Origin of the sequence: Allochromatium tepidum (assembly GCF_018409545.1) — a bacterium.
GTDB lineage: Bacteria > Pseudomonadota > Gammaproteobacteria > Chromatiales > Chromatiaceae > Thermochromatium > Thermochromatium tepidum_A.
Genome location: NZ_AP024563.1, coordinates 154,549 through 169,505 on the forward strand (window position 1 = coordinate 154,549; position 14,957 = coordinate 169,505).

A 14,957-nucleotide genomic window follows, 5' to 3' on the forward strand; every position below is an offset into this window, starting at 1 on the left:
TAGCACTCTTGCGGTGCGAGTGCTAACAATGTAATCGCAAAAACGGCGCTGTCAAGGGGGATGCACGCGGCTTGATGGCGGCGCCGTTTCCCGACACACTGCGCGGCCTGTCTCATCGATACGCGCTCGACTTCAGGAATACCAACTGCCGCCGTGACCGCCATCCGTATTCGCCGCGTCCCCGACCAGGACGCTCCCATCCAAGCCCGCCACCCGGACGAACTCTTGAGCGTCCTCTATGCCCATCGCGGCCTGAGCGATCCGGCCGAGGCCGCGCCCGGACTCGGAACGCTCGCGCCCGTGACGTCCTTGCATGGCATGGACGCCGCCGTGGACCGGCTGGTCTCGGCGATCCAATCCGACCAGTCCATCCTGGTGGTCGGCGACTACGACGCCGACGGTGCCACCGGCAGCGCCCTCGCGGTGCGCGGGCTGCGCGATCTGGGGGCACGCCGGGTGTCGTTCCTGGTGCCGAGCCGCTTCTCCAACGGCTATGGTCTCAGTCCCGCCGTGGTCGAGGCGGCGCACGTCCAGGGCGCGGATGTCATCCTGACGGTCGACAACGGCATCTCCAGTCATGCGGCCATGGCGCGCGCCCGCGCCCTGGGTCTCTCGGTCGTCGTGACCGATCATCACCTGCCCGGCGACGCGCTGCCCGAGGCCGACGCCATCGTCAACCCCAATCAGCCGGGCTGCGGCTTCCCGAGCAAGCATCTGGCCGGGGTCGGTGTGGTCTTCTATCTGCTCGCTGCACTACGCGGACGACTGCGTGAGATCGGCTGGTTCGGTACCGGTTGTCCCGAACCCAATCTGGCCGAGCGGCTCGATCTGGTCGCGCTCGGCACGGTCGCCGATGTGGTCAGTCTGGATCGCAACAACCGCATCCTGGTCGAGCAGGGACTCAGACGAGTGCGCGTCGGACGCGCCTGTGCCGGGGTGCTGGCCCTGCTCCGGGTGGCCGGACGCGATCCGGCACGTGCGACGGCGGCCGACTTCGGCTTCTTCGTCGCGCCCCGGCTCAACGCGGCCGGGCGCCTGACCGAGATGTCGCTCGGGGTCGAGTGTCTGCTGACCGACGACCCGGATCGGGCGCTCGCGATGGCCCAGCAGCTCGATGCCCTCAACCGCGAGCGTCGGACGATCGAGGGCACCATGAAAGAGGCCGCCGAGACCGTGCTCGACGCCCTGATCCTCGATGGCGAGTCGCTGCCGCCCGGACTCTGTCTGTTCGGCGAGGACTGGCATCAGGGCGTGTCGGGAATCGTCGCCGCGCGTCTGCGCGAGCGCTATCATCGTCCGACCATCGCCTTCGCCGACGCCGGTGATGGTCGGTTGCGCGGCTCGGGGCGCTCGATCGAGGGGCTGCATCTGCGCGATGCCATCGACTGGGTCGACCGGCGGCATCCGGGGCTGATCGAGTATTTCGGCGGACATGCGATGGCGGCGGGGCTGACGTTGCGCCCAGGGTGTCTGGAGCCGTTTCGAGACGCCTTCGTCGAGGCGGTGCGGGTGCAGCTCGGCGATGTGCCGCCGACCCCGGAGATCCGTTCCGACGGCGCGTTGCCGGTCGAACTCCTGACTCTGGAAACCGCCGAGGCGCTACGCTTCGCCGGTCCCTGGGGCAAGGATTTCCTCGAGCCGCGCTTCGATGACGTGTTCGAGGTCGTCGAGGCGCGCCTCGTCGGCGATGACCGACGGCATCTGAAACTCAGGGTCGCGCCGCCGGGCGGGGGCGTGATCGAGGCCATCGCCTTCGGTCTCGGCGAGCGGATCGATGCCGCGCGCGGTGCGGTGCGTCTGGTCTATCGGCTGGACGTGAACAGTTATCGCGGGCGGCAATCGCTGCAACTGCTGGTCGATCATCTGGCCGATCCAGTGGAGACGTGACAAGACAGGTCGAATCGAATGTACGTATATGACGACGAGCTTGAGTACGATGGCGAGGACGATCAGCCGCAAGGCCCGAGCAAGAGCCGGATCAAGCGCGACAAGCTGGCGCTCCAGGCGCTCGCCGAGCGCATGGCCTCGATGCCGCGTTCCGAGCTGGAGCGACTGAATCTCAGCGAGGCGACCTGGGTCGCACTCGACGAGACGCCGCGCATCAAGGATCTGCGCGCCCGCAAGCGTCACTGGAAACGTATCGCCAATCTGCTCGAGCGCGAGGACATGGAGGCCGTCCATGTGTTGATCGACGGTGCCGAGGAGCGCGAGCGTGCCGCCACCGCGCATCATCATGCGCTGGAACGCTGGCGCGAGCGCCTTATCGTCGAGGGCGACGCGGCTGTGACCGAGTTCATCGAAGCGTGCCCGCAGGTCGACCGCCGGCAACTGCGCGCCCTGGTCCGCGCCGCCCAGCGCGACACCGAGCGCGGTAAGCCGGATGCACCGCGCAAGCTGTTCCGGTTCGTGCGCGACTCCCTGGACTGATCGATCCAAGGACGCGCCTGCTGCTTCTCCTGCCGCAGCAATTCGATCCGCTGTGCCGGGGCGAGCGAGAACAGCATCACTTCCAGCGACACGCCCATCTGGAACGCATGTTCGGTCCAGAGTGCATCCGGGGCGATCCCGAGTGCACGCGCCAGGGTCACGAGCGCGCCGGCCAGCGGGGCGAACTGGGCGAGCAGGAACAATCGCGCCGGTCGATCGGGACATAGAGACGCAGATCGTCCAGTGACGGCAGGGCCACCTCCAGCCACCAGTGGCCGTCGCCCGGCTTCAAGGCCCCGGCGTTCTCATGCACGTCGAGCTTCAGCCAGATGACATCACGGGTGAATCCAAAACCGGCTTGTCCCGCGAGCGGCGTGAAGGGGCGTTCGCGTATCTGGTCGAAGTCCAGTCGACCGCTGGGGTCGCGCAACACGGAGAGATAACCCTCGGCGCGCTGGCCCTGGGGGCGATCCTCCAGCACCAGGGGGGGGCGGACAGGGCATCACTCAGCCAGAGCGTCGTCAGCACCAGCGCGGTCGCGATTTTGTACAGCACATGACTTTTCATCGTTATTTTTTGGTCTGGGCGCGACAGGGGCCGGCGAGCGTGACGCAGGGAACGACGATGATAGGGGATGTGGCGTCATTTGTGATGAGCGGCTGTCGTCTTCAGGTGGCCGGCGCGTCAGGCCGGATTTACACAGGCGTACCGGTATGGCCATTGGGTGGCGCCTGATTCTTGGGGTTGTCCGCCGGCTATGCCTGTCCGATACTCGACCCATCAGACTCAACATCGAGGAGACGCGAGATGCAGTTGAACCTTGGTCAGCGCGTGGCATTGCCGGAGGTGGTGTCCTCGATGAACCTTGAGGTCGGCATCGACCTTCAGGGAGTCGCGGTCGACGTCTCCTGCTTCGGTGTCGATGCCGCCGGGCGGCTCGCCGATGAGCGCTACATGACCTTCTTCAACCAACCACGGACGCCCTGCGGCGGCGTGCAGCCGATGGCCGTCACGCTTCTGCCATCGATCTTGATCACTGTGACGTGACCCGCTTGGCGCGGCAGGTTTTCGTGCCCGCACGCGCGACAGGCCGGGTCCGGCGAGTCATGCGTCAGGGTAGTAGGGACCGATGAAGCGCGCCTTTTTACTCCGAAAACGCATCGACAGCCGCGCCAGCTTACGCAGTTCGTCGAGCGGATGCTCGAACTCCAGATCCAGTGTGACAAGACATGGACGATCGCTATCGCCCGGATCACTCACACATTGAGATTTGACACGGGTGCGCAGACGCAGGCCCGGAAAATCATCGACATGCTCGATCAGCAGCAACAGGCTCTGACCGACCCGGTAGGTGCCGAAGGCGGTGATGCACAAAGATCCCTCAGCGATCTGGGACAGTTTGTCGCACATCTCTTCCGGGTCGTGGAGCACCAGTTCCAGCATGGGCATGGTCGGTGCGGTGGCGACATTTGACGCTTCGTGTGAGTTGGGCGAAAGCAATTCGATCAGCTTGGCAAGTCGCCGGTCGTCTTGATGACCGACCGTCGCGAATCGCACCGCCACACGCTGAGCTGTGGGTTCCAGCGGCTCGCACCGCACGACATCGGCCTCGATCGCGAAGGTCTGCCCATTGGTCCAGGGAAAACGCATGATCACTCGCTGGCCATGCCGAATCCCGAGATCACTGGTGACGAAGCTGGCGCCGCCCCAGGAGAGATCCTGATAGCGCGCTGCAATGGCTGCATCAGAGCCGGGCAGGTAGACCTGGATGGGCACCTCGATTCCGACCCGTCGCTGTAAACGCTTTTCCGGGCTCGGATTCGGGGGCGATGCGGGCTGGGGCATGAAACACCTCCATAGGCGAGGATCGTGATCGGTGCGCCCGCTTGGCTCACGCCTTGAGCTGATCGTTCAGACACGGCTGGATCAGCTCCAGCATGGCGCGATGCACCCGCAGATTGCCGGCGACCAGATTGCCGGTGTCGAGGTAACGCTCGCCACCGACCAGATCGGTCACGGTGCCGCCCGCCTCCTTGATGAGCAGCGCACCCGCCGCGCAGTCCCAGGGCGAGAGTCCCAGCTCCCAGAACCCATCCGTGCGCCCGGCCGCGACATAGGCCAGATCGAGCGAGGCCGAGCCGGGACGACGCACGCCGGCCGTGGCCAGGGTAACAGCCTTGAACATGGCGAGATAGGCGTCGATGTGGCGCTGATCGCGGAAGGGAAAGCCGGTGCCGATCAGCGCCCCGTCGAGCGACTGACGATTGGCCACCCGGATCTTGCGGTCGTTGAGCTGAGCACCCCGACCGCGCGCGGCGGTGAACAGTTCCTCGCGCAGCGGATCATAGACCACGCCGCATTCGAGCCGCCCCTTGTGCAGCAGGGCGATGGAGACGGCGAACTGCGGAAAGCCGTGCAGATAGTTGGTGGTGCCGTCGAGCGGGTCGATGATCCACTGGAAGTCGCCCTTGCCCGCCTGCTCGCCGCTCTCCTCGGCCAGGATGGCGTGACTGGGGAAGCGTCCGCGCAGCTCCTGGACGATGGCCGCCTCGGCGGCTCGGTCGACGTCGCTGACGAAGTCGTTGCGGCTCTTGGTCTCGACCTTGAGCTGATCGACTCGATCGGAGAAACGCAGGATGATCTTGCCGGCACTGCGGGCGGCACGGATGGCGATATTGAGGCTTGGGTGCATCGGTTGCGGGATATCCGGGACGGTCGCTGTATCATAGCGGTCTTGAGACAGCGAATAGAGACGTGATGATTGAGTCGCCCATGATAGACCAAATGACCGAGTCGCTGGCGCGAATCCGTTTCGTGCTGGTCGAGACGACACACAGCGGCAACATCGGCGCGGTGGCACGCGCCATGAAGACCATGGGCCTGTCGCGCCTGGAGCTGGTCGCCCCGCGCCAGCGGCCCGATGCCGAGGCCCTGGCGCGCGCCTCAGGGGCCGATGACCTGCTCGAACGCGCCGGGGTCCACGACGACCTGACCGATGCCCTGGCCGGCTGCCGGCTGGTGGTCGGTGCCAGTGCGCGCCTGCGCTCGATCGAGTGGCCGCTGCTGGAGCCGCCCGAATGCGCGGCGCGTCTGCTCGCCGAGGCCGGCGAGGGCGAGGTGGCCCTGATGCTGGGACGCGAGAGTTCCGGCCTGACCAACGACGAGCTGGCGCGCTGTCACTTCCTGGTCCATATCCCGACCAACCCCGACTTCAGCTCGCTCAACGTCGCGGCCGCCGCCCAGGTGCTCGCCTACGAGATCCGCCGCGCCGCCCGTCTGGCGACCGGCGAGCGACTGACCGAGACCCCGCGCGACCTGGCCGGCGCCGAGGCGATGGAAGGCTTCTACGCCCATCTGACCGAGACCCTGATCCGGATCGGCTTCAGCGACCCCGAGCAGTCGCGCACGCTCACCCGTCGCCTGCGTCGTCTCTTCAACCGCGCCCGGCCCGATCGGGTCGAACTCAACATCCTGCGCGGCATCCTCAGCGCCGCCCAGGGGCGCAAGACGCCCGAACGCTTCGCCCGTTCGGACGAGGCCCCGCAACCGGATTGAACCCACGAGGTATCGGGACATCCATGTTCGATCGCATCCGAGAAGACATCCTCTGCGTCTTCGACCGTGACCCGGCCGCGCGCAACGCCTTCGAGATCCTCACCACCTATCCGGGGCTGCACGCCGTCATGGTGCACCGGATCGCCCATCGGCTCTGGCGGCGCGACCTCAAGTGGCCGGCGCGCCTACTCTCGAACGTCGCGCGCCTGTTCACCGGCATCGAGATCCATCCGGGCGCCGTGATCGGGCGGCGCTTCTTCATCGACCACGGCATGGGCGTGGTCATCGGCGAGACGGCCGTCATCGGCGACGACTGCACCCTCTATCATGGCGTCACCCTGGGCGGGACGAGCTGGCAGAAGGGCAAGCGTCACCCGACGCTCGGACGCGACGTTGTGGTCGGCGCCGGGGCTAAGGTGCTCGGTCCGATCGAGATCGGCGACGGGGCGCGCATCGGTTCCAACGCCGTGGTGGTCAAATCGGTCCCGCCCGGCGCGACCGCCGTCGGGGTGCCCGGACGCATCATCGAACCCGAGCGCGACGCGACCACACGCCGCCGCGCCGACACCGCCAAGCGCATCGGTTTCGACGCCTACGGCGCCACGCGCGACGCGCCCGACCCGGTCGCCAACGCCATCAACCGGATGCTCGATCACATCCACCACATGGACCAGCGGCTCGAATCCATGTCGCGCATCCTGGAGCGGCATGGACTCATGACGCACTTCGAGCACGACGGCGATCTGGACGCCGTGGCGATCGAACCGGCGAGCCGGCCCGACCTCACCCGATCGGATGGCCCGCCGACGGATGACCCGACAGGCGCTAGGGGATAATTGATCGTCCTGCTTGGGTAACGTATGATGCCGAACGTACGTCACGCAAGAGAGGTTGCCCGTGAGACTGACGACCAAAGGCCGTTATGCCGTCACTGCGATGCTGGATCTGGCCATCCATCAGGGGCAGGGTCCGATCGCCCTGGCCGACATCGCCCAGCGGCAGGGGATCTCGCTCTCCTATCTCGAACAGCTCTTCGCCAAGCTGCGCAAGCGCGGACTGGTGACGAGCGTGCGCGGTCCGGGCGGCGGCTACAATCTGGCCCGAACGCCGGCCGAGATCCATGTCGCTGAGGTCATCGCCGCCGTCGACGAGAGCGTGGACACGACCCGCTGCGGCGGTGCCCACAACTGCCAGAACAACGGTCCCTGTCTGACCCATAGTCTCTGGCACGACCTGAGCGATCGCATCTACGACTACCTCAACCGGATCGATCTTCAGGCTCTGGTCGATCAGCGTGACAGCCTGGGTCAGCGTCCGCCGACCACCTGCGCGGCGGTCGACGTCAAGCTCGACGTCCAGCGGATTCGCCTCGGCGCCTGAGCATTTTTAGCCTGGATGGTCCGACGACGGCACGAGCCGTGTTGAACTCACAGAAAAACTACTTCGAACTCTTCGACTTGCCGGTCGGCTTCGCGCTCGACTCCGGGGTGTTGGCCGAGCGCTATCGCGCCCTGGTGCGCGCGTTGCGGGCCGACTTCCTCAGCGACGAGGAAGACGAGACCGCCCGTTCGCTGGCGCGCATCGATCTGGCCTATCAGACGCTGACCGAGCCGCTGGCGCGTGCCGAGTATCTCTTCCGGCTCTATGGCGTGGAGGGGACCGAGACCGGCGGCGACGACGACCCGGCGAGCACCACGCTCGTCGAGGAGATGGAGCGCCAGGAGGCTCTGGTCGCGGCCACCAACCGTTCCGATCCGGGTGCGGCCCTGTCCGAGGTGCTGACCCGTCTGGCCGAGCGCGGCGCGGCGCTCGACAAGGAACTGCACCAACTCTTCGCCGATCCCACGCCGCACAATCTGGGCGCCGCGCGCGAGGTCGTGCGTCAGCTCCAGGGACTCGCCCGTTGCCGGCGCGAGACCGAGGAGCGGCAGGCCGAACTGCTCAGGCCGCGTCCGGCCTGAGTCCGAACCGGACGCGGTCGGGTCAGCACTGTTCCCAGGGCAGTCCGTGGAAACGCCAGCCGCCGCGGGTGCTGCGATGATGCTGCTCGTCGAGTTCGCCCTCGAATCCCTCCTCGACGTGGAACACCGACTTGAAGCCCTCGCGGATCAAGGCCCGGCCGGCCTCCAGCGAGCGCTTGCCGCTACGGCAGATGAGGATGATCGGCGCGCAGCCCCGGCGCTGCTCACAGACCGCGCCGCCGAGCACCAGTTTGCGGATCTCGGTGACGAAGTCGGGGTTGACCACCCAGTCGGGTTCGTCGATCCAGGGGACGTGGACCGCGCCCTTGGGGTGCCCGACGAACAGGAACTCCATGGACGAGCGGATATCGACCAGAATGGCCTGTGGATGGGATTCGAGCATCTCGAAGGCTTCGCGGGGCGAGAGGCCGGTCGGCAGGTCTTCGTTCGTGGCGCTCATGATGGGTGATGCCTCGTTTTGGTGGTTGGTGGGCGATGCTTGTTATCGTGCCTCGACGGTCCACGCCGGCCGGCGAGCCGGGCCCGCCAGTGTAACCGGCGCACGTCGTCTTTGATCACGCACACCCCCAGCGGGTGGCTTGAATTTATCTATTGAATCGATAAAACCAAACTGCGCCAGTCGGATTTCGGGTGGGAGCGGTGGGAGCGATTGCCTTGACTCGCCAAGCGAAGCGGGACTCGAACCAGGGGAAAGGGGACGCGGCACGCCCCGGACAGGTGCTCAAGGAGCGTGGATTGCGGGTGCTGATGCGACTCATGGCGCGTCTGCCCCTGCCGCTGATCCACCGGCTGGGCGGTGCCGTCGGCTGGATCGTGGCGCGCTGGCCGAACCGGCAGCGACGCAATGCGCTGCTCAACATCGCGCTCTGCTTTCCGGAACTGACGGCGGATGAACAGCGACGTCTGCGCGACCGCAATCTCGGCGAGTTCGGCAAGACCTATCTGGAGATCGCTTATCTCTGGCTACGGCCGGTCGATCATGTGCTGTCGCTGGTGCGCGAGGTGCGGGGCGCCGAACGGCTCGAACGCCGGCCGGGGCAGGGGCTCATCGTGCTCTCGCCGCATCACGGTGCCTGGGAGCTGGCCGGACTCTATCTGGCGGCCCAGGGACGCACGGCCATCTTCTACAAGCCGCAGCGCTATCTCGACGACCTGATCCGCGAGTCGCGCGCGCGCACAGGCGCGGATCTGGCGCCCATCACGGCGCGCGGCATCCGGGTGCTGGTGGAGGCGCTGGAGCGGGGGGATTTCGTCGGCATCCTGCCCGATCAGGAGCCGAAAGCCGACAAGGGCGCGGTCTTCGCGCCCTTCTTCGGGATTCCGGCCTTCAGCATGCTGCTGGTCAACCGGCTGGCGAGGCGTACCGGCGCACCCGTGATCTTCCTGTTCGCCGAGCGATTGGCGAATGGAAGCGGATTCATCATCCACTGTCTGCCGGCCCCCGAGGGCACCGACAGCGCGGACGACGCCGTGGCGGCGGCGGCGCTCAATCGCGGCATCGAGCAATGCGTGCGCGTCTGTCCCGAGCAGTATCTCTGGCCCTACAAGCGCTTTCGGCGTCGTCCGGAGGGGATGCCCAAGGTCTACAGCGGACCGCTCGACGACGGGCACGCGCTCGAACAGGCGCGCCGCGTGCGCGAGGCCCTGGCGCGGCGCTAGCCTGCGGCGATGTCGACGCCGTTCACGGCTGACAGCGCGGACAATGGAAGCTCGACCGCTGTCCGATCCGCTGCTGTTGGATGAGCGTGCCGCAGATCCGGCAGGGTTCGCCCGCACGTCCATAGACCCGCAGCGACTGGGCGAAATAGCCCGGAGCACCGGACTCGTTGACGAAGTCGCGCAGCGTGGTGCCCCCCTGTTCGATCGACGCCCCGAGCACCAGACGGATCGTCTCGGCCAGACGGTCGTAGTCGGCCTGGTCGATTTGGTTGCAGGCACGCGCCGGATGCAGACCGGCGAGGAACAGCGATTCACTGGCGTAGATGTTGCCGACACCCACCACGACCGCCGAGTCCATGATGAAGGACTTGACGGCGACCCGACGCGCGCGGCTCGCACGGTAGAGATGTGCGCCGTCGAAATCGTCGCCCAACGGCTCAGGCCCCAGCTTGCACAGGAGCGGATGCTCGACGAGCGCCGTATCCGGCGACTGGGGTATCCAGAGAAAGATCCCGAACCGGCGCGGGTCGTGGAAGCGCAGGAGGCCGCCGTCCGAGAGCACCAGATCGAGATGATCGTGCGTCCTGGGCACACTCTCGGGTGCGGCCAGGCGCAGACTGCCCGACATGCCCAGATGCACGAGCAGGCTGCCCTGCTCCAGTTCGATCAACAGATATTTGCCGCGTCGCCTCAGTGAACGGATCGGCTGACCGGCGACCCGCTCGGGCATCTCGGGCGGGATCGGTCGGCGCAGACGCGGTTCGCGCACGATCAGACGCGCGATCCGGCGTCCGTCCAGATGGGGCCGGATGCCGCGCAGCGTGGTTTCGACCTCGGGCAGTTCAGGCATCAGTGGGTTCCAGGCGAGGCCCTGTTCGAGCGTTCAGTCGGCGGGCGGATCGGCATACATGGCCGGATCCGGCGCGAAGGGATCCTGGCCGAAACCGCTGGGCGCGGCCTTGTCCGGCTCGCCCGGCAGCCGGAACTCGGATGGGGCCGGGGTGGCATCAGGGGTCTCGACCGGCACGGCCCGGCCATCCGGTGTCAGGCGGACCATGGGCGGCTCGCTCGGCAGTGTGTCGCCCGGAACGATGATGGACTCCGGATCATCGGTCGGCTCCCGATCCAGGGCGCCGAAAGATTGGAAAGGATCGGCATCGAGCGTCTCGGTCGAGGGTTCCGGTTCGAACCGGGGCGCCTGGACGGATTCCGGACGCGCTCCAGGCGGGGCGTAGAGGGCCGGCACCGGATCGACGGGTCCGTCGAACGCCGTAGGTGGCGCCGGTGTCGGCTCCGGCGGCGTCGGATCGACCGCATTCGGATCGAGCGTCAGCTCGGGCGCGTCGGTCAGGACATAGAGCAGGCGCTGGTCGAGCCGCGCCCAGCGGCGCCTGTCCTCCGAGATCAGGAAGCGCAGCGTGGTCCCGTCGGCGGACTTGAGCACGACCGGCTCGCCGCTCGGCGTCTCGGCCGGGATCTCGACGCGCTCGGCGTGCAGTCCCACCAGATCGTTCAGGGTCTCGGGTGTGAGCGGGATGCCGCCCAGCCGCCCGAAGACCGGACCGAATCCGCGCGGTACCAGTTGCGGCGAGACATAGTGGATGGGTGGGGCGATCAGCAGATGATGGAAGCGATCCCGGATCAGATGTACCAGTCCCTCGCCGGCGACATAGCGCATCTGACCGATGGGATCCGTGCCGCCGAACTGGAGTTCGCGCGCGTCCAGCCGCAGTCTGAGCCGGGCCGGCGAGAGTCCGAGTTCGCGCAGATCGACGCTCGCGGCCGGAAAGCTGCGCTCGACCGGGGCCTCAAGCAGTCCGAGCAGTTGGGTGACGCGACCGTTGTCGGCATCCACCTGGAAGGGCGTCTCCAGACGCCAGCCGATCGCGGTCTGAATCAGGGTGATGGTCGGCTCACCGGTCCGATTGATCTCGACGCGATAGAGATCGGCGGCGTCCAGATCGGTCAGGGTCGGGACGAGGTGCGCGCGCTGGAGTTCGGCGCGGATCAGCAGCCCGAGCACGACCAGGAGGATCGCCAATGCCCCATTGACCAGCCAGCGTCCGCTCATCGGCCCCTCCAGCGATACCAGCGCATCCCCAGTCCGCCGATCAGGAACACGCCCGGCAGCAGCACCAGCGCGCCCAGACCGATCAGGGTCCGGTGCTTTTCGTCCAGCTCCAGCGGTTCGGCCGCCGTCGGCGGGGGCGGGAGTTCGGGTAGATCCTCTCCCTCGCTCAGCCAGCGCAGCAGCGCCAGACCGAGCGTGCGATTGCCCCGGCGGTCGATGTGGGCGTTGGACAGGAAATCACCGTCACCCACGATGATCAGACGCTGTTCACGCTCGCTCTCGGGCAGGGCGCGCGCGAGCGCCAGCACGACCGGCAGCGGACCGGCACGCTCGCCGATCACCTCGTCGCGCGTGAGCGGACTGGCGAGCGTGCCGGTCTCGTTCCAGCTCTCGGCGCTGCTGCTCAGATAGGTCGACAGCATCCAGCCCGGCGCGACCTGGGACTCGAAGGCCAGGGCGCCGGGCAGCAGTGCGGGCGCGTTCAGTCCCTCGGTCAGGGGGTGCGCCGGATAGTCCTCGACCAGGGCGACGGCGGCCGTGCCGAATCCGAGACGCACGGCCTTGGGATCGACCACCTGACCGGGCAGGACGGCGAGGCCCAGATGCTCCAGCAGGGGTTCGAGACCGCTCGGCGGACCCGGATCCAGCAGCCACAGCAGGTGACCGCCGCGATCCAGGAAGTCGATCAGGGCCTCGACCTCGCCGGGAAAGGGCGGCAGCCGCGGCTGGCTGAGCACCACCAGCCGTGTGTTGTCCGGGACCGCGTCGACGGCGGTCAGATCCAGCGGGCGCGCGATCAGGCCCAGTTCGAGCAGCTCGCGTCCGAACCGGCCCAGATCCGTGTCGCGCTCGCCGTCGATGGCGCGCTCGCCATGCCCCTCGATGACCGCCACCCAGGCATGACGCGGACGGGTCAGACGGGCGATGGCCGCCGAGATGGACCGCTCGCCGATCTCGGCCAGGGTCTCGCGTCGACCCCGGTATTCGAGCAGGATCTGACCCTGGAGCGAGACCTCGGCCTCACGCGCCTGCTCGGGGAAGCGTCGCGGATCCAGATAGCGGATCTCCAGGTCGGGGTCTTGGTGCGCGTAGCGCTCTAGGAGCCGGCCGATCCGCCGCGCCAGCGGCGACTGCGGGTCGGCGAAGACGGTCAGACGCAGTGGCGCCTCCAGCCGTTCGAGGATGAGGCGACTCTCGCGGGTCAGCCGATGGGTCTCGGACTGGGTCCAGTCCCACTGGCGATCGTGCCGCGCCGTCAGCCAGCCCGCCGCGACGACACAGCCCAGCAGCAACAGCATGAACGCGGTGTCGGCGAGCGCGCGCTCGAAGCGACGGACGATGGCGCGGATCGTCTGGGCGCGCGTCTTCATTGCAACCGCCGATTGGCCAGACGCCGATGGGCCAGGGCCAGGAAGAAGCCGGTGAAGAGGAGGAAATAGGTCAGATCGCTCAGCCGCACGGCCCCGAGCAGGAATCGGAACAGATGCTCGTTCCAGGACAGCCAGCCGAAGAGCGAGAGCGTCTGGGCCGTGAGCGATTCGGCGCGCCCTACGATCGAGAAGAAGACCAGGACGCCGAAGGCGATCAGCACCGCCGCGCCCGGCTGCTCGGTGAGGCTGGAGGCCTGGAGTCCGATGGCGCCGAAGAACAGGGCCGCGAGCCACAGGCCCAGGGTGGCCGCCGCGACCTGACCGAGATCGAGCGTGGTCACGCCGGTCAGGAGCGCCAGATTGGCCGCCGGCAGCAGACTGAGCGGGGTGATCAGGACCGCCAGCCCGATGAACTTGCCGAGCAGGATCTCGACCAGCGTCACCGGGGCACCGGCGAGCAGATCGTAGCCGCCGTCGCGGAACTCCGCGCTCAGCATCCGCATGGCCAGCAGCGGCGCGGCCAGCATGGCGAGCACGGCGGCGAATCCGAACAGGTTCAGACACAGCTCCTGCGTGAGCGAGGCGAGCCGCTGATCGGCGTCCAGGCCGCTGAAGTTCTCGATGACCTGGAGAAAGATCCAGGCCAGCACCACCTGGCCCGCGCCCAGCAGCACCCAGAGCAGCGGCGTCACCAGTCCGCTGCGGATCTCGCGGGCGGCGATGGTCGCGATCATGCGTGTTCCTCCGCGCCGATGAGATCGAAGAAGGTCCGTTCCAGATCACTGCGCTCGGGCGTCAGCTCGAACAGATCCAGACCCGCCTGCCGGATGGCGTGCGCCAGATCGGCCGAGGTCGCGTCCGATCTCAGATCGACCTGGAACTGGTTCGGCCCCATGGCGATCGCGCCGGCGACGGGAGGCAGGGCGTTCAGGTGCATGACATGGGTCTCGCCGCCCAGACGCACCCGCCAGAGATTGGTCGGGCGTGCCGCGCGTGTCTCGGCATCGAAACGCACCCGTCCCCGATGCAGGATCATCACCCGGTCGCACACCGACTGGACCTCGGGCAGCAGATGACTGGAGAGGATGATGCCGGTGTCCTGCGCCAGATCGCGGATGAGTCGGCGCAGCTCGCGCATCTGCACAGGGTCGAGTCCCTCGGTCGGTTCGTCGAGGATCAGGAGCGGCGGGCGGTGCAGGATCGCCTGGGCCAGACCGAGCCGCTGGCGGTAGCCTCTGGAGAGTTTGGCGATCAGCCGTCGGCCTTGATCCTCCAGGCCGCAGCGCTGTTTGGCGGTGGCAATGGCCGCGGAGATGGCGCGCCTGGGCAAACGGTGCAGATGGGCGCAGTGGGTCAGATACTCGTCGACCCGCAGTTCGGGATGCAGCGGCGGGCGCTCGGTCAGATAGCCCAGATGGCGCTTGGCCGCGAGCGGGCGGCGCGCCAGATCGATGCCCAGGATCTCGATGCGGCCCGAGGTCGGGGCGAGCAGCCCGCTCAGAAGTCGCAGACAGGTAGTCTTGCCCGCCCCGTTCGGCCCGAGCAGACCCAGCACCTGCCCGCGTTCCAGGCACAGATCGACCCCGGACAGGGCCGAATGGCGTCCGAAGTCGCGGCTGAGATCGGTGGCGCGAACGAGTGTCTCCATGATCGCGCGAAGATAACCGGTCTCAGCCGTCTTGCCAAACCCTTCGGAGCAGGGCTACTTCGCCTTGGCGCCTTCGGGAGTCCGTAGGTACCGGCTCGGGCGCCAGCGATGTCGCGCATCTTAGCCAGCCTGATTCACAGTCATCTCGGGTCGTCCGCATCTGTGATCCGATTCCGCGAAACAGCGTACCGGCTTTGGGTTTCTATTGTGCCGGCTCGGACTTTCAACGAAAATAAGCGGTTATT

17 protein-coding genes and 1 pseudogene are annotated in these 14,957 nt (G+C 67.3%); 8 read left to right on the forward strand and 10 right to left on the reverse strand.

What is annotated here, in order from left to right; translation table 11 throughout:
• Positions 1 to 153 precede the first annotated feature (153 nt).
• Positions 154 to 1,887: a single-stranded-DNA-specific exonuclease RecJ gene (gene recJ / locus Atep_RS00725; RefSeq protein WP_213379600.1), complete on the forward strand. Its 1,734-nt coding sequence runs from the start codon at positions 154 to 156 to the stop codon at positions 1,885 to 1,887.
• Positions 1,888 to 1,905: 18 nt separating this feature from the next.
• Complete coding sequence (yjgA, locus tag Atep_RS00730) at positions 1,906 to 2,427, forward strand: ribosome biogenesis factor YjgA (RefSeq protein WP_213379601.1); 522 nt, start codon at positions 1,906 to 1,908, stop codon at positions 2,425 to 2,427.
• 107 nt (positions 2,428 to 2,534) lie between these two features.
• Here yjgA and Atep_RS16335 read toward each other — a convergent pair.
• Together Atep_RS16335 and Atep_RS00735 are read right to left on the reverse strand one after the other, a co-directional pair.
• A pseudogene (locus tag Atep_RS16335) lies at positions 2,535 to 2,588 on the reverse strand (hypothetical protein); the annotation flags it as partial.
• Positions 2,585 to 2,908, reverse strand: a complete 324-nt coding sequence (locus tag Atep_RS00735) for a 7TMR-DISMED2 domain-containing protein (RefSeq protein WP_236786307.1) — start codon at positions 2,906 to 2,908, stop codon at positions 2,585 to 2,587. The gene Atep_RS00735 and the pseudogene Atep_RS16335, both read right to left, overlap by 4 nt.
• A gap of 326 nt (positions 2,909 to 3,234) precedes the next feature.
• Between Atep_RS00735 and Atep_RS00740 the strand changes: the two genes are divergently transcribed.
• Positions 3,235 to 3,474, forward strand: coding sequence for a TerD family protein (locus tag Atep_RS00740; protein WP_236786309.1), 240 nt, complete (start codon positions 3,235 to 3,237; stop codon positions 3,472 to 3,474).
• 57 nt (positions 3,475 to 3,531) lie between these two features.
• Here the strand turns inward: Atep_RS00740 and Atep_RS00745 are convergent, their stop codons facing one another.
• Positions 3,532 to 4,272: a PilZ domain-containing protein gene (locus Atep_RS00745; RefSeq protein WP_213379602.1), complete on the reverse strand. Its 741-nt coding sequence runs from the start codon at positions 4,270 to 4,272 to the stop codon at positions 3,532 to 3,534.
• Positions 4,273 to 4,318: 46 nt separating this feature from the next.
• Entirely contained in the window at positions 4,319 to 5,119 is an 801-nt protein-coding gene (locus Atep_RS00750; protein ID WP_213379603.1) for an inositol monophosphatase family protein, read from the reverse strand.
• 80 nt (positions 5,120 to 5,199) lie between these two features.
• Between Atep_RS00750 and Atep_RS00755 the strand changes: the two genes are divergently transcribed.
• From Atep_RS00755 to Atep_RS00770, 4 genes are all read left to right on the forward strand, one after another.
• The gene (locus Atep_RS00755; protein ID WP_236786311.1) at positions 5,200 to 5,982 is read left to right on the forward strand and encodes an RNA methyltransferase; all 783 of its coding nucleotides are present in this window, start codon (positions 5,200 to 5,202) and stop codon (positions 5,980 to 5,982) included.
• Between the two features lie 23 nt (positions 5,983 to 6,005).
• Positions 6,006 to 6,818 carry a serine O-acetyltransferase gene (gene cysE, locus Atep_RS00760; RefSeq protein WP_213379604.1) on the forward strand — a complete coding sequence of 271 codons (813 nt, stop codon included), beginning with the start codon at positions 6,006 to 6,008 and terminating at the stop codon, positions 6,816 to 6,818.
• A 61-nt stretch (positions 6,819 to 6,879) separates the two neighbouring features.
• Positions 6,880 to 7,362, forward strand: a complete 483-nt coding sequence (gene iscR / locus Atep_RS00765; RefSeq protein ID WP_213379605.1) for a Fe-S cluster assembly transcriptional regulator IscR — start codon at positions 6,880 to 6,882, stop codon at positions 7,360 to 7,362.
• Between the two features lie 38 nt (positions 7,363 to 7,400).
• On the forward strand, positions 7,401 to 7,943 hold the full coding sequence (locus Atep_RS00770; protein ID WP_236786313.1) for an iron-sulfur cluster co-chaperone HscB C-terminal domain-containing protein: 543 nt from the start codon (positions 7,401 to 7,403) through the stop codon (positions 7,941 to 7,943).
• A 22-nt stretch (positions 7,944 to 7,965) separates the two neighbouring features.
• On the opposite strand, the gene Atep_RS00775 is transcribed toward Atep_RS00770, so the two are convergent.
• Positions 7,966 to 8,403 carry a rhodanese-like domain-containing protein gene (locus Atep_RS00775; RefSeq protein ID WP_213379607.1) on the reverse strand — a complete coding sequence of 146 codons (438 nt, stop codon included), beginning with the start codon at positions 8,401 to 8,403 and terminating at the stop codon, positions 7,966 to 7,968.
• A gap of 308 nt (positions 8,404 to 8,711) precedes the next feature.
• On the opposite strand from Atep_RS00775, the gene Atep_RS00780 reads away from it, so the two are divergent.
• Positions 8,712 to 9,623, forward strand: coding sequence for a lysophospholipid acyltransferase family protein (locus Atep_RS00780; protein WP_236786623.1), 912 nt, complete (start codon positions 8,712 to 8,714; stop codon positions 9,621 to 9,623).
• 22 nt (positions 9,624 to 9,645) lie between these two features.
• Here the strand turns inward: Atep_RS00780 and mutM are convergent, their stop codons facing one another.
• From mutM to Atep_RS00805, 5 genes are read right to left on the reverse strand one after another with little or no spacing between them, the layout of a single operon-like run.
• Positions 9,646 to 10,473, reverse strand: coding sequence for a bifunctional DNA-formamidopyrimidine glycosylase/DNA-(apurinic or apyrimidinic site) lyase (gene mutM / locus Atep_RS00785; RefSeq protein ID WP_213379609.1), 828 nt, complete (start codon positions 10,471 to 10,473; stop codon positions 9,646 to 9,648).
• Between the two features lie 33 nt (positions 10,474 to 10,506).
• Positions 10,507 to 11,694, reverse strand: a complete 1,188-nt coding sequence (locus tag Atep_RS00790; protein ID WP_213379610.1) for a hypothetical protein — start codon at positions 11,692 to 11,694, stop codon at positions 10,507 to 10,509.
• On the reverse strand, positions 11,691 to 13,064 hold the full coding sequence (locus tag Atep_RS00795) for a GldG family protein (RefSeq protein WP_213379611.1): 1,374 nt from the start codon (positions 13,062 to 13,064) through the stop codon (positions 11,691 to 11,693). Before Atep_RS00795 ends, Atep_RS00790 begins: the two co-directional genes overlap by 4 nt.
• Positions 13,061 to 13,798 (reverse strand): ABC transporter permease, encoded by a 738-nt coding sequence (locus Atep_RS00800; protein WP_213379612.1) that lies wholly within the window; start codon positions 13,796 to 13,798, stop codon positions 13,061 to 13,063. The genes Atep_RS00795 and Atep_RS00800 overlap by 4 nt, the downstream gene beginning before the upstream one ends.
• Entirely contained in the window at positions 13,795 to 14,712 is a 918-nt protein-coding gene (locus Atep_RS00805; protein ID WP_213379613.1) for an ABC transporter ATP-binding protein, read from the reverse strand. The genes Atep_RS00800 and Atep_RS00805 overlap by 4 nt, the downstream gene beginning before the upstream one ends.
• Between the last annotated feature and the right edge of the window lie 245 nt (positions 14,713 to 14,957).

What these genes read in the sequence shown, in the direction of transcription:
- Atep_RS00755 (WP_236786311.1), top strand. Translation starts at nt 5,200, where the DNA reads ATGATAGACCAAATGACCGAGTCGCTGGCGCGAATCCGTTTCGTGCTG.
- Atep_RS00775 (WP_213379607.1), bottom strand. Translation starts at nt 8,403, where the DNA reads ATGAGCGCCACGAACGAAGACCTGCCGACCGGCCTCTCGCCCCGCGAA.
- Atep_RS00745 (WP_213379602.1), bottom strand. Translation starts at nt 4,272, where the DNA reads ATGCCCCAGCCCGCATCGCCCCCGAATCCGAGCCCGGAAAAGCGTTTA.
- yjgA (WP_213379601.1), top strand. Translation starts at nt 1,906, where the DNA reads ATGTACGTATATGACGACGAGCTTGAGTACGATGGCGAGGACGATCAG.
- Atep_RS00805 (WP_213379613.1), bottom strand. Translation starts at nt 14,712, where the DNA reads ATGGAGACACTCGTTCGCGCCACCGATCTCAGCCGCGACTTCGGACGC.
- Atep_RS00790 (WP_213379610.1), bottom strand. Translation starts at nt 11,694, where the DNA reads ATGAGCGGACGCTGGCTGGTCAATGGGGCATTGGCGATCCTCCTGGTC.
- Atep_RS00800 (WP_213379612.1), bottom strand. Translation starts at nt 13,798, where the DNA reads ATGATCGCGACCATCGCCGCCCGCGAGATCCGCAGCGGACTGGTGACG.
- Atep_RS00750 (WP_213379603.1), bottom strand. Translation starts at nt 5,119, where the DNA reads ATGCACCCAAGCCTCAATATCGCCATCCGTGCCGCCCGCAGTGCCGGC.
- cysE (WP_213379604.1), top strand. Translation starts at nt 6,006, where the DNA reads ATGTTCGATCGCATCCGAGAAGACATCCTCTGCGTCTTCGACCGTGAC.
- mutM (WP_213379609.1), bottom strand. Translation starts at nt 10,473, where the DNA reads ATGCCTGAACTGCCCGAGGTCGAAACCACGCTGCGCGGCATCCGGCCC.
- Atep_RS00740 (WP_236786309.1), top strand. Translation starts at nt 3,235, where the DNA reads ATGCAGTTGAACCTTGGTCAGCGCGTGGCATTGCCGGAGGTGGTGTCC.
- Atep_RS00780 (WP_236786623.1), top strand. Translation starts at nt 8,712, where the DNA reads ATGCGACTCATGGCGCGTCTGCCCCTGCCGCTGATCCACCGGCTGGGC.
- Atep_RS00795 (WP_213379611.1), bottom strand. Translation starts at nt 13,064, where the DNA reads ATGAAGACGCGCGCCCAGACGATCCGCGCCATCGTCCGTCGCTTCGAG.